The sequence below is a fragment of the Cypionkella sp. genome, assembly GCF_034376685.1.
In the GTDB taxonomy this organism is placed as follows: Bacteria; Pseudomonadota; Alphaproteobacteria; order Rhodobacterales; family Rhodobacteraceae; genus Cypionkella.
Genome location: NZ_JAXMJJ010000002.1, coordinates 65,303 through 77,014, shown reverse-complemented (window position 1 = coordinate 77,014; position 11,712 = coordinate 65,303). Strand labels below are relative to the sequence as shown.

Below are 11,712 nucleotides of genomic sequence, written 5' to 3'. Positions count from 1 at the left end.
CCGAAGCGCTTTGAGAAGATGGCGGTTTGTGGCGGATGAAACTCAAATCGCCTTAGCGGATGATCAAACGGGATTCGGGGCGCAGGCGGTTGGCGATCCACAGCAGGCTTTGCCGCGAAAGGCCGATGCACCCTGCGGTGGGGTGGCTGGGGCTGCGCCAGGTGTGGATGAAGATAGCGGAGCCTTGGCCGGGGGTGGGGTCGTCCCAGTTCCAATCAGTGATCAGGATCAGGTCGTATTGCGGATCGGCGCGGGTCAGGCGTTCGTGGCTGTAGGGGTAGGGCGCGCGGACCAGTTGGTTATAATCGTAGTCGTTGGGGTCGTCGGACCACAGATCGCCGGGCCGGATTGGGACGGCCCAATCGGGGAGGGCGTGGCGGGCGATGCGGTCGGGGCGGTAGAGCATGCCGACGATTCGGTGTTCTCCGACAGGCGTTCCGCCGTCGCCTTCGTGTTTGTCGGATGTGGTGCCGCCGCGTCCGATGGTGCAGGGGAAACGGCGGTTGTGGAACAGCAGGCCCATCGGGGTCAGGATCAGGTCAGAAGATTTCATAGCAGGTGCCCGGATTTGGCGGCTTTGGTGGCTAGATAAGCGCTGTTGGTCGGGTTTTTTCCGACATGGAGGGGGACGCGTTCGGTCACGGTCAACCCGCAGGCTTGCAGCATGGTCAGTTTTTTCGGGTTGTTTGTCAGCAGGCGGACTTGGGTGAAACCCATAGTCTGCAGGATTTCAGCGCCGATGCGGAAGTCCCGTTCGTCATCCTCAAAGCCAAGACGGTGGTTGGCTTCTACGGTGTCAAAGCCTTGATCTTGCAGTGAATAGGCGCGCATTTTGTTCGCAAGACCGATGCCCCGGCCTTCTTGGTTGAGGTAGAGCAGAACGCCTGCGCCCTCGTGGCCCATCTGCGCCAAGGCGGCGTGCAGTTGCGGGCCGCAGTCGCATTTCAGGCTGCCCAGAACGTCGCCGGTAAAACAGGCAGAGTGCAGGCGGGCGAGCACGGGTTTGTCGCGGTCGGGGCGGCCGATCTCAATCGCGTAATGCTCGGCGCTGCCATCGTCGGGGCGGAAGATGTGCAAACGGCCCGCTTGGGCGGCGGCCATCGGCAGGCGGGCGGAGATCACCGGGGCGAGGGGGGCGAGACGGTCTAGGTCGGCGCAATCGGTGTTCGCCAGCAGCGTCAGGTTGTTGCGGGCGGCGAGGGCAAGGCCGTCGGCAATAGGAACCAGCAGCATCGCGGGCAGCAGTTGCGCAGATTTTGCCAGCGCTATGGCGGTGCGGTGCAGGGTGGCGGGGCCGTCGCGCAAGGCCACCAGCGGGCCTTTCATCGGCACGTTCAGATCATCCGCAGGGTCGGCTACGGCGCGCAGCCAGCGCAAATCGGCATCGGCGGGAACGCGCAGGCGGGCGAGATCACTGTCATAGGGAACCGCCTTCAGCGTCTCGGCACGGCGCGCGGTCAGCACCAGTTCGGGGGTGCCTTCGGCGCGCAGGGCAGCAAGGCGGGCATCAGTGAGTTCCTCGACAGCGGCGCAGAGCATGGCTTGGCCGCCGCCTGTCAGCACGATGGCCATGCCAAGCCGCAGGTCAGCGCGGGCGCGGGCGAGAATTTCGGGGGTGGAGGGGCGGAGGCTCATCCGGGTTACATAGGCGAAACTGGAACGAATTGAAACATTTCCCAAGCCAGCGACACGACCGCGTGAGACGATTGTAGCAAATCTTGTCGGAACCGTGAGGCAAGCGCATGTGTTTACGCAAGAGCAAACGGCTCGGCTGATGGAGGCCCATATGGCAACGTTACGCAAAATTCTGCTGGTCGATGACGATGACGATCTGCGCGAGGCGCTGAGCGAACAACTGGTGATGACCGAAGATTTCGACGTGTTTGAGGGCCGCACTGGCGCGGAAGGCATGGAGAAGGTGAAGGCGGGTCTGTTCGACTTGGTGATTTTGGACGTGGGTCTGCCGGATACCGATGGGCGTGAACTCTGCCGCCGGATGCGCAAGGCTGGGGTGAAATGCCCGATCATGATGCTGACCGGGCATGATACCGACAGCGACACCATTCTGGGCCTTGATTCGGGCGCGAATGATTATGTGACCAAACCGTTCAAGTTTCCGGTGCTGTTGGCGCGGATCCGCGCGCAGTTGCGCACGCATGAACAATCGGAAGACGCGGTGTTCCAGATGGGGCCGTATACCTTCAAACCGGCGCAGAAAATGCTGGTCGATGCCAAGGATAAGAAGGTGCGGTTGACGGAAAAGGAAACCAACATCCTGAAGTATCTGTATCGTGCGCAACAAAGCGTGGTGGCACGCGATGTGCTGCTGCACGAGGTTTGGGGCTATAATGCGGGGGTGACCACCCACACGCTGGAGACCCATATCTACCGTCTGCGGCAGAAGATCGAGCTGGATCCGGGCAACGCGCGGCTGCTGGTGACGGAAAACGGCGGCTATAAGTTGGTCGCTTGAGATAGGATTTGGTCGCTTTAGGTAAGGTTTTCGTCACTTACGGGTCTTATTGTTGCCTGATTGAATGCTTATCTATCGCATCAGGCCTGAGGGTGTCCTCCCCGCCCTTGGACCGAAAGTTCCCCTTGCTGTGTCGGGGTTATGACACAGCACCCTCCCTGTTGGACCTGGCCGGGCCTTGTGCCCGGCCTTTTTTTATCTGAGTTGCAGGCGGGCTGCGGCATACAACGTCAAGGCGCCGCCAATGGCTGCGGCCACCCAATAGGGCAGCAAGACGGCTTGTGCGGTGCCCCATGGCTCTGCACCCGACCCCGCCCATGAGATCAGCCAACCGAAGGTGAACGCGCCAAACGCGGCGGGGCCGGTGCCGATGAAGCGGAAGGCCGAGTTGACGCGGCCCAGCAGGGGTGCGGGGATGTGGCGCTGGCGGTAGCTGACTTGGGCGATGTTCCACAGCATGCCGGAGAATCCATCCAGCACCATGAAAATCGCGATCAGCCACAGCGGAGCTTGCAGGGCCAAGGCCAAGGCCGCAACGGTAAAGCCCAACATGCCCAGCAAGATCGCTGATCTGGGGCGAATGTGGCGCAGGATGCGGGGGCCGATCAGGGTGGCGGCCAAGCCCCCACAGGCGGCAAGGGTCAGGAAGATCCCGAAGCCGAACGCATCAAGGCCAAGGACGCGCTGGCTGTACAGCACCAGCACGGCGGCGAAGCCGTAGCCGATGAAGTTGAAACCGCCCAGAATGAACGCCAACCGGCGCAGCGGGATGTCACGCCACAGCCAGAGCATGCCTTCCTTCAGCGCGGCGAGCATCGGCAGATGTGGTGTGGTCTGTTCGCGCTTGGGGATGTTCATACTGATGGTCAGCACCACCGCGACCGCCAGCAATCCGGCCTGAATGCCGAAGGGCAATGCGATCGACAGGCCGATCAGCAAACCCGCCAGCGGTGGGCCGATGAACTGGCCTGCGAGTTGTTCCGTGCTCCACATCGCGCCATTGGCTTGCTCCAGTTGGGATTTTTCCACGACCGAAGGGGTGAATGTTTGCGCGGTGTTGTCCCGCAGCACCTCGGCGCTGCCCAAGACGAACGACAGCGCGGCCATCAGCAGCACCGGGCCAGTGCCGGGGTTGGCCATCAGCGCCAACGTCAGCAGGGCGAGGGAAATCACGATCCGCACGCAATCCGCCCCGATGATCAGCCGGCGGTGATCGACACGGTCGGTGATCACGCCGGCGGGCAAGGCGAACAGAAACCACGGCAGATGCCGGGCGGTGGCGACAAGGCCGATCAGGAAGGGATCATCGGTCAACAGGGTCGCAAGCCACGCCACGGCCACGGCGATCAGACCATCGCCAAGGTTGGTGGCCGCTGAGGACGCGAACATCAGGCGGAAATTGCGGTTTTGCCAGAGCGAGATTTGGGTCATGGCCGCATGACTGCATGCGAAGCGGGCCTTGGTCAAGGCAGGCTCCTGCGCGCCGATTGGTTGAGCAAAAGAATCGGATTTACAAATCTGACCAATTCAGTCAGTTAATGCGAAAAGGCCCAACCTGTCGGCAGGGCGTTGGTTACAACGTGCAGTCTCGAAAGGCGTCGTAAGAGCATGAGCTACTCCTGGTTCAAAACGTCGAAGGCCACCCCTGCCAATCCGGTGCGCGGTGGCGCTGCGGTGGGGATGCTGGCCGATATGCCGCCGCTAGAGCGCGGTGTGGTGCAATTGCTGCGGCAATGGTGTGATGGTGAGGCGGGCCGCATTGCGGTCGCTGAAGATTTCACCGCAATTTTTGGCCCCGAGCAGGCGGCGATTGAGGTCAATAACCTCGCGCATCTGATCACGCTGATGGTGCAGATGGGCCGCCGCCCGTTGATGCGACATCACACCCAATGCGCTTGCCTTGGTGGCGATGAAAGCGCCTTTGCGCAGATGGTGGCTGCGGCCACGGCGGGCGATCGCGAAGATGCGATGGCTTTCGCGCTGACCATGCTGCCGCCTGATATCGCCTATGAAGCCGTGCAGATCGCCGAATATGTCGGCCGCTCTGCGCTTGATATGATCCACCGCATTTCCGCCAACGGCAGCTATTTCGCCACCAACGCCACGCGTCACTAGGAAAGATCTCGTATGCGCCCTTCGTTCTTTATGCTTCTTGCCACCACCGCCTTTGTGTCGGCTGTTCAGCCTGCGCTTGCTGCCGATCCGGCTGCGGTTGCTAAGACTTACGCTGACATTGCCGCTGCGGGCTATGAAGACAGCGTGATCACCGCCAAAGCCTTGCAAGCGGCGGTTGATGCGCTGATTGCAGCGCCGTCCGAGGACAGCCTGAAAGCGGCGCGTGCGGCGTGGATCGCCTCGCGCCCCACCTATATGCAGACCGAGGCGTTCCGCTTTGGCAACGCGGCGGTGGATGACTGGGAGGGCAAGGTGAACGCCTGGCCGCTGGATGAAGGTTTGATCGACTATGTCGACCCGTCCTACGGCAAGTCGGAAGAGAATGATCTGGCGGTGCTGAACGTGATTGCGAACCCGAAACTCACCATTTCTGGCGTTGAGGTCGATGCGACCACGATCACGCCGGAACTGATCTCGGGCACGCTGCAAGAAGCCGGGGGGATCGAGGCGAATGTGGCCTCTGGCTATCACGCGGTGGAGTTCCTTTTGTGGGGGCAGGATCTGAACGGCACCGGGCCGGGGGCGGGCAATCGGCCGTTCACCGATTATGTGCAGGGCGAAGGTTGCACCGGTGGCAACTGTGACCGCCGAGCTGCCTATCTGAAGGCCGCAACCGATCTGCTGGTCAGCGATCTGGAGGATATGGCCGGGCAATGGGCCACGGGCGGTGTTGCGCGCAGCACGATTGAAAGCGATCCGAAGGCGGCGTTGTCTGCCATTCTGACCGGGATGGGCAGCTTGTCTTATGGCGAGGTTGCAGGCCAGCGGATGCGTCTGGGCCTGATGCTGAACGACCCGGAAGAAGAACACGACTGCTTCTCGGACGACACCGCGCACAGCCATTACTACGACGGCGTTGGTATCCAGAACGTCTACTTGGGCAAATACACCCGCATTGACGGCAGCGTGGTCTCTGGCGCTTCGGTTTCGGAACTGGTGGCTGCGGCTGACCCTGCTGTGGATGCGCAGTTGCAGGCAGAACTGGCGGCGAGTGTCGCGGCTTTGGGTGCGATCAAGACGGCATCTGAAGCGGGCATGGCATATGATCAGATGCTGGCGGCGGGCAACAAAGAGGGCGAGGCTTTGGTGATGGGCGGTGTGAATGCTTTGGTCACCCAGACCGCCTCGATTGAGCGCGCGATCACCGTGCTGGGGCTGACGGGCACCGCCATTGAAGGCTCGGACAGCCTTGATAATCCATCGGCGGTGTTCCAGTAACGCTTGCGTTAGCGGCCTTTGTTGCGCGCGCGCCGCGATTGACAAAGGCCGCTGAAACCCACTCTGAGTAGGCAGGCAGCGCCGGGCAGATTGGTCCCTGCGCTGCCAACTGATATAGGGAAGACCCGGATGCTGCGCGTCCTTCTGATACTGCCGCTGCTGGCTGGACCTGCCTTTGCGCAAGGCCCGCAGGATCAACCGCTGAACGTGATCCCCCGCACCAAGGCCGAGACTGCGCGTATTGCTGGGGTGCTGGCCCCGCCCACAGACTTCAGCACATCCGAGACATTTGAGGCGAAACCGGGCGGTGCGGCGACGGTGCGGCTGCGGCCCACAGCGGATGCGTTCTCGCAGTTTTCCGGCAATATGCCGTTTGATCGGCAGATGGATTTCAATCTTGGCAACGCGCTGTTCACCAAGACTTGGGTGCCGTCACCGTCTTCGACCTTGGCCTCGGATGGGCTGGGACCGCTGTTCAACGCGCGTGGCTGTCAGGATTGTCATTTGAAAGACGGGCGCGGGCATGTGCCGCAAGGGCCAGAGGAAAGCGCTGTGTCGATGTTTTTGCGGCTGTCGGTTCCCGGTGGGGCGAATCCGGCCGAGATCAAGGATTGGTTGGCGACGCAGGATGAGCCGACCTATGGCGGGCAGTTTCAGGATTTCGCATCAACTGGGATCGCGGCTGAGGGTCGCATGGTGATCACCTATACCGAAGTTCCGGTGACTTTGGCCGATGGCACGGTGGTCAGCTTGCGCGCGCCTGCCTATGCGGTGGCTGATCTGGCCTATGGTCCGATGGCCAAGGATGTGATGCTGTCGCCACGGGTCGCCCCGCAGATGATCGGTTTGGGGCTGCTGGAAGCGATCCCCGAGGCCGATATTCTGGCGCGGGTCGATGAGAATGATGCCGATGGCGACGGGATTTCGGGCCGCGCCAGCATCGTGCCGAGCGGTTCTGATGGGGTGCCAATGCTGGGGCGGTTTGGCTTCAAAGGCGGCAAAGCCAGCATTCGTGATCAATCGGCGGGGGCGTTTGCCGGTGATATGGGATTGGCGACGTCGCTGCATCCCGATCCTTGGGGCGATTGCACCAAGGTGGAAGACGCCTGCCGCGTGGCGATCAGTGGCCAAGAGCCCGGCGTCAGGGATGGGCTGGAGGTCGATCACCAAAGCCTTGATCTGGTGACGTTTTATGCCCGCAATCTGGGCGTGCCAGAGCGTAGGGACGTCGATGATCCGAAGGTATTGCGTGGCAAGCAGGTATTCTATGACATCAGCTGCACGTCCTGCCATACGCCGAAATATGTCACGGATCGGTTGGAGGACCAGCCCGAGCAAAGCTTTCAGCTGATCTGGCCTTACACCGATCTTCTGCTGCACGACATGGGGCCGGGGCTTGCCGACAACCGCCCCGAGGGTCGCGCGACCGGGCAAGAATGGAAAACCCCGCCGCTGTGGGGGATAGGGTTAACGCAACAAGTCTCGGGCCACACCGAATATCTGCACGACGGACGGGCGCGCAATCTGCTGGAGGCAGTGCTTTGGCATGGCGGTGAGGCGCAGGCCGCGCGCGATGCCGTGGTGGCTTTGCCGAAAGACGACCGCGACGCTATCCTCGCATTTCTGGAAAGTTTGTAAGTCATGTTGTCTCGCTCTCTGCTGCTATCGCTTTGCTTTTATGCGCCGTTTTGGGCAACTCCGGCGCTGGCGGATTTTGAACTGACTGTGTCGGATCATATTCTGCCCGGTTACGCGGCTTTCGCCGCCAGCACACAGGCTTTGTCTGATGCCGCCGTTAAGGATTGCACGGCGGACAGTCTGAAACCCGCCTTTAATGCCGCCTACGACGCGTGGGTCGCCGTGCAGCACCTGCGGTTTGGCCCGGCCGAGGCGGATGGGCTATCGGTGGCGATTGCGTTCTGGCCCGATCCGAAAGGCTCGGGTGCGAAATCGCAGCGGGCTTTGCTGCTGGGCGATCCGGCGCAATTGACCCCGGAACATTTCCCCGATCAATCGGTTGCGGCACGCGGTCTGACCGGGTTGGAGCGGCTGTTGTATCCGGCGGAGCCCTTGCCCGCCGACCCCTGCGCTCTGATCCAAGCCACCACGCTGGATCTGGCCCGGATGGCGAAGATCATCAACGACACTTGGGTAAATGGCTATGCGCAAACCGTACTGACGGCAGGATCGACAGGCAACAGCAGCTACCAAACCCGCCCCGAAGTGCGGCAAGCCATGTTCACACAAATCATTGCTGCCTTGGAATATGATAAAGATCAACGGCTTGGTCGGCCCTTGGGCACCTTTGAAAAACCACGCCCGGAGCGCGCAGAGGCGATTGCCTCGGGTCGCAGCCTGCGCAATGTGCGGCTGTCGCTGCAAGCCCTGCGCGCGATGGTGGAGACGCTGACGCCGGATGTGCCGCTGACGCTGGCGGGGTTTGACCATGCCATCAAGCTGGCGGAAGACTTGGATGATCCGGTGTTTGCAGGCGTGGCGCACCCGGACGGTCATCTGAAGGTTGAGATTCTGCAGCAGGCGATTGCGGCCTTGTCTGATACGGCACTGGCAGAGCTTGGCCCGGAACTGGATGTTGGTGTCGGGTTCAACGCGGCGGATGGGGATTGATATGGCAACGCGCCGCGCCTTTTTGGCGGGTTTGGCGGCGGCCAGTCTGCCACGGGTGTCTTGGGCAGAAGTTGGCTCGCCTGCTTGTCTTGCGGCGGGGAAGCTGGGCGACGCATTCGTGCTGCATGGCCTGAGTGCGGCGGGCGAAAGCCTGTTTGAAATCAGCTTGCCCGCGCGGGGTCATGCGGCGGCGGCGCACCCGTCGCAAGCATTGGCGGTGGCGTTTGCCCGCCGCCCCGGCACTTTCGCGCTGGTGCTGGATTGCCTGACCGCAACCACCCGCCACCGCTTGACCCCGCCGGAGGGGAGGCAGTTCAACGGCCATGGCGCGTTCTCGGCGGACGGAGCCTTGCTGATGACCTCGGAAGTGGTGGCGGAAGGCTCGGCTGGTCGCATCGGGTTGTGGGAGACGGCGGGTTTTACCCGCATCGGTGAATGGGACAGCCACGGCATCGGCCCGCATGACATCAAGCGGCTGGCCGATGGCAGGATCGTGGTGGCCAATGGTGGCATTCAGACCGATCCCGGCGATCGCACCAAGCTGAACACCGCGACAATGCGGCCCAACCTGACGCTGTTGTCGGCGGAAGGGGCGCTGCTGGATCAGGTGGAACTGGCGGCAGAGTTACATCAGAACTCGATCCGCCATCTGGCATTGCACCGCGAGGGTGTGGCCTTCGCGATGCAGTGGGAGGGCGATCCGGCGGAAACCGTCGCGCAGCTGGGGCTATGGCTGCCGGGGCAAACGCCGCAGCTCTGCCCGCCCCCGGAGACCGAGGCCTTTGCGATGAAAGGCTATGCCGGGTCGATTGCGGTGTCGCGCGCGGGCGATCTGATCGCGCTGACGTCAGCCCCGGCGGGGGTGGTGATACTGTTTGATGGGGCGGGCCAATGGCTTGCCACCGATCAGCGCCCGGATGCCTCGGGTGTGGCGGCTGTGGGGGAGGGTTTGCGGCTGACCGATGGGCAGGGCGGGGTTTGGAGCTATGGCCCCAAAGGCTTGGCCCCGCTGTCCCGCAACGCGACAGCATGGGATAACCATCTGATCGCGTTGACTTAAATTAGCCCCTATCTGCCGACAAACTCAAAGGCAAACGTGGTCTGGGCTGCCGCAGGCGGTGCCGGGAACGGGGCTGCGCGTTTGATGTGATCAACCGCCAGCGCGTCCAAAGCCGGAGAGCCCGAGCTTTTCACTATCTTCACCAAAGACAGCCCGCCGCTGGACGAAATCGCAAAGCCCACCACAGCATTGCCCTTGCCGGGGCTGGCGCGCTTCTTGGTGCCGCGGATCTTTTTCATCACCGCCTTGGTATAGGCGGCAGGCGATTGACCTTGTGCAGCGGCTTTCGATCCCTTCACCGCCGCTGTGGCGCCGCCCGCATTGGGGGCCGCAGAACTGGCCTTGGCGGTTTTCTTTGGCGCAGGTTCGTCAGGTTTCTGCGTTTTGGCTTTGGTTGGCTTCTTCTCGGCCTTCTTCGGCTTTTCCGGCGGGGCTTCAGCCGTTTTCACTTTCGGCTTTGGCGCGGGGGGCGGCGGCTCGGCTGCGGCGGGCAGCGCGTCGGGTGTGGGCAGCGGATCGGGCTGCGGCAGCGGTGCATCCATCTGGGGCTTGGCGTCGGCCAGTTGTGAGGGTTGCGCCATCTTGAGCAATGTCGGTTTGCTGACCGGCTGCGGTGCGGGCGTCTCGGGCGGGGCATCGATGGCCTCTTCCGGCGGGGCCGCAGCACTCTGCGTTGGGGCCTCGGCGCTGGCCGTCGGGGCGGGATCGGACACGGCGGCCACTCTGTCAGCGGCGGCGGGCGCGGGGGGCAGCGTCAGGAACACCGGCTGATCGACAATCGGGCCGGGGCTGGAGGTCAGCGCCAAGGCACTGGCAGCACTGAGGATCAACGCGGTGGTGGTGGCCGACAGCGTCCACCCCAGCCAGGTGCGGCGGGCCTCGGTCGAGGCGGCGATGGGGCAGGTTGGGATCTGGCTGCTCATGGTGTGCCCTGCGGTACTTGAGGTTCAGAGGTGCTTTGCAACCCGACCAGCGCGACTTTCAGATAGCCCGCCGCGCGCATCTGATCGAGCACGGTCATCAGATCGCCATAAGGCACCACGCGGTCAGCGCGCAGGAACACCTGCACGTCACGTTTGCCTTTGGTCTGCGCATCCAGCGCCGTTTGCAGATCGTCCCCGCTCAGCGGTTGGTTGCCCAAGGTCAACGTCAGATCGGGCGCGAGGCTCAGCCATACCGGGTCTTCTGGCCGCTGGGTGGCTTCGGCAGAGGAGGTCGGCAGGTTGAGCGGCACATCGACGGTTGAAAGCGGGGCGGCGATCATGAACACGATCAGCAGCACCAGCATCACGTCGATGAACGGCGTGACGTTGATGTCGGCCATCGCGTCATCATCGTCTTCTCGGCTGCTGCTGGTCGGGATTGCCATGGCTTAACCCGCGCTTTGGTTGGACACAGCGCTGCGCCGGTCAATATCGCGGCTGAGCAAGCGCTCGATCTGTGCGGCGGCATCGGCGAGTTTGCGGCGGAAGCCGGTGATGCTGCGTGACAAGCCGTTGTAGATCAGCACGGCCGGGATCGCTGCCAGCAGGCCGATGGCCGTGGCAAACAGCGCCTCGGCAATGCCGGGGGCAACGACAGCAAGGCTGGTGGTCTTGGTTTCAGCAATCGCGAGAAAGGCGTTCATGATGCCGAACACCGTGCCAAACAACCCGATGAAAGGGGAAGTTGCACCGATTGAGGCCAACAGGCCAGAGCCCGCGCGCAGCCGCGCCAAGGCGCTGGCCTCGATCCGCTCCATCGCCAGACGGGTGCGCTGTTGGGCGGCATGGGCATAATCGGGCGTGAGGGGGAACTCTGCGAGGCCGGAAAACTCATCAGCGGCGACACGGGCCATCCGGCTGGCCGGGTCACGCTGTTGGGTCAGCGCTTGCACCGCTGCGGCCAGATCAGGGGCAACGGTCAGCGCCTTGGTGCTGCGACGCAGGGCGCGATGGGCCAGCGTCAGCTCGGCGATCTTCTGCACCATGACGGTCAGCGCGGCAAAAGCCGCCACGGCTAGGATCACCATCACCGCCTGCACAACCCAATGCGCGGCAAGGATGATGCTGACCAGATCCGTGCTCGCCCCATGTGGTGCGGCCAGATCCGAGGCGATGCTTTGGGCAAACAGAGGATGGGCCAAAAGGCCCATCCCGATGCTAAGGGCGCAAGCGTT

General features: G+C 62.8%; 12 protein-coding genes. 6 read left to right on the top strand and 6 right to left on the bottom strand.

The window, feature by feature from the left end:
- Positions 1-52: 52 nt before the first annotated feature.
- Positions 53-553: a L,D-transpeptidase family protein gene (locus U1A24_RS00425; protein ID WP_322320018.1), complete on the bottom strand. Its 501-nt coding sequence runs from the start codon at positions 551-553 to the stop codon at positions 53-55.
- Positions 550-1,635, bottom strand: a complete 1,086-nt coding sequence (gene ribA / locus U1A24_RS00420; RefSeq protein WP_322320017.1) for a GTP cyclohydrolase II — start codon at positions 1,633-1,635, stop codon at positions 550-552. Before ribA ends, U1A24_RS00425 begins: the two co-directional genes overlap by 4 nt.
- A 151-nt stretch (positions 1,636-1,786) precedes the next feature.
- Between ribA and U1A24_RS00415 the strand changes: the two genes are divergently transcribed.
- Positions 1,787-2,473, top strand: a complete 687-nt coding sequence (locus tag U1A24_RS00415) for a response regulator transcription factor (protein ID WP_322320016.1) — start codon at positions 1,787-1,789, stop codon at positions 2,471-2,473.
- A gap of 195 nt (positions 2,474-2,668) precedes the next feature.
- On the opposite strand, the gene U1A24_RS00410 is transcribed toward U1A24_RS00415, so the two are convergent.
- Positions 2,669-3,904: an MFS transporter gene (locus U1A24_RS00410; RefSeq protein WP_322320015.1), complete on the bottom strand. Its 1,236-nt coding sequence runs from the start codon at positions 3,902-3,904 to the stop codon at positions 2,669-2,671.
- A gap of 177 nt (positions 3,905-4,081) precedes the next feature.
- Here U1A24_RS00410 and U1A24_RS00405 point away from each other — a divergent pair, with 177 nt between their 5' ends.
- The 5 genes from U1A24_RS00405 to U1A24_RS00385 all read left to right on the top strand — a co-directional run bounded on the left by U1A24_RS00405 (position 4,082) and on the right by U1A24_RS00385 (position 9,554).
- On the top strand, positions 4,082-4,588 hold the full coding sequence (locus U1A24_RS00405) for a hypothetical protein (protein WP_322320014.1): 507 nt from the start codon (positions 4,082-4,084) through the stop codon (positions 4,586-4,588).
- A 12-nt stretch (positions 4,589-4,600) separates the two neighbouring features.
- Positions 4,601-5,866 (top strand): imelysin family protein, encoded by a 1,266-nt coding sequence (locus tag U1A24_RS00400; protein WP_416173437.1) that lies wholly within the window; start codon positions 4,601-4,603, stop codon positions 5,864-5,866.
- Positions 5,867-5,995: 129 nt separating this feature from the next.
- Complete coding sequence (locus U1A24_RS00395; RefSeq protein ID WP_322320012.1) at positions 5,996-7,504, top strand: di-heme oxidoredictase family protein; 1,509 nt, start codon at positions 5,996-5,998, stop codon at positions 7,502-7,504.
- Between the two features lie 3 nt (positions 7,505-7,507).
- Positions 7,508-8,494: an imelysin family protein gene (locus tag U1A24_RS00390; RefSeq protein WP_322320011.1), complete on the top strand. Its 987-nt coding sequence runs from the start codon at positions 7,508-7,510 to the stop codon at positions 8,492-8,494.
- 1 nt (position 8,495) lies between these two features.
- Entirely contained in the window at positions 8,496-9,554 is a 1,059-nt protein-coding gene (locus U1A24_RS00385; RefSeq protein WP_322320010.1) for a DUF1513 domain-containing protein, read from the top strand.
- An 8-nt stretch (positions 9,555-9,562) separates the two neighbouring features.
- Here U1A24_RS00385 and U1A24_RS00380 read toward each other — a convergent pair whose 3' ends face one another.
- From U1A24_RS00380 to exbB, 3 genes are read right to left on the bottom strand one after another with little or no spacing between them, the layout of a single operon-like run.
- Positions 9,563-10,477, bottom strand: coding sequence for a TonB family protein (locus U1A24_RS00380; protein WP_322320009.1), 915 nt, complete (start codon positions 10,475-10,477; stop codon positions 9,563-9,565).
- Positions 10,474-10,923, bottom strand: a complete 450-nt coding sequence (gene exbD / locus U1A24_RS00375; protein ID WP_322320008.1) for a TonB system transport protein ExbD — start codon at positions 10,921-10,923, stop codon at positions 10,474-10,476. Before exbD ends, U1A24_RS00380 begins: the two co-directional genes overlap by 4 nt.
- A 3-nt stretch (positions 10,924-10,926) precedes the next feature.
- The gene (exbB, locus tag U1A24_RS00370; protein ID WP_322320007.1) at positions 10,927-11,679 is read right to left on the bottom strand and encodes a tonB-system energizer ExbB; all 753 of its coding nucleotides are present in this window, start codon (positions 11,677-11,679) and stop codon (positions 10,927-10,929) included.
- Between the last annotated feature and the right edge of the window lie 33 nt (positions 11,680-11,712).

Coding starts and splice junctions, on each gene's coding strand:
- U1A24_RS00415 (WP_322320016.1), top strand. CDS start 1,787: ATGGCAACGTTACGCAAAATTCTGCTGGTCGATGACGATGACGATCTG.
- U1A24_RS00395 (WP_322320012.1), top strand. CDS start 5,996: ATGCTGCGCGTCCTTCTGATACTGCCGCTGCTGGCTGGACCTGCCTTT.
- U1A24_RS00400 (WP_416173437.1), top strand. CDS start 4,601: ATGCGCCCTTCGTTCTTTATGCTTCTTGCCACCACCGCCTTTGTGTCG.
- U1A24_RS00380 (WP_322320009.1), bottom strand. CDS start 10,477: ATGAGCAGCCAGATCCCAACCTGCCCCATCGCCGCCTCGACCGAGGCC.
- U1A24_RS00425 (WP_322320018.1), bottom strand. CDS start 553: ATGAAATCTTCTGACCTGATCCTGACCCCGATGGGCCTGCTGTTCCAC.
- U1A24_RS00410 (WP_322320015.1), bottom strand. CDS start 3,904: ATGACCCAAATCTCGCTCTGGCAAAACCGCAATTTCCGCCTGATGTTC.
- ribA (WP_322320017.1), bottom strand. CDS start 1,635: ATGAGCCTCCGCCCCTCCACCCCCGAAATTCTCGCCCGCGCCCGCGCT.
- U1A24_RS00405 (WP_322320014.1), top strand. CDS start 4,082: ATGAGCTACTCCTGGTTCAAAACGTCGAAGGCCACCCCTGCCAATCCG.
- U1A24_RS00385 (WP_322320010.1), top strand. CDS start 8,496: ATGGCAACGCGCCGCGCCTTTTTGGCGGGTTTGGCGGCGGCCAGTCTG.
- exbD (WP_322320008.1), bottom strand. CDS start 10,923: ATGGCAATCCCGACCAGCAGCAGCCGAGAAGACGATGATGACGCGATG.
- U1A24_RS00390 (WP_322320011.1), top strand. CDS start 7,508: ATGTTGTCTCGCTCTCTGCTGCTATCGCTTTGCTTTTATGCGCCGTTT.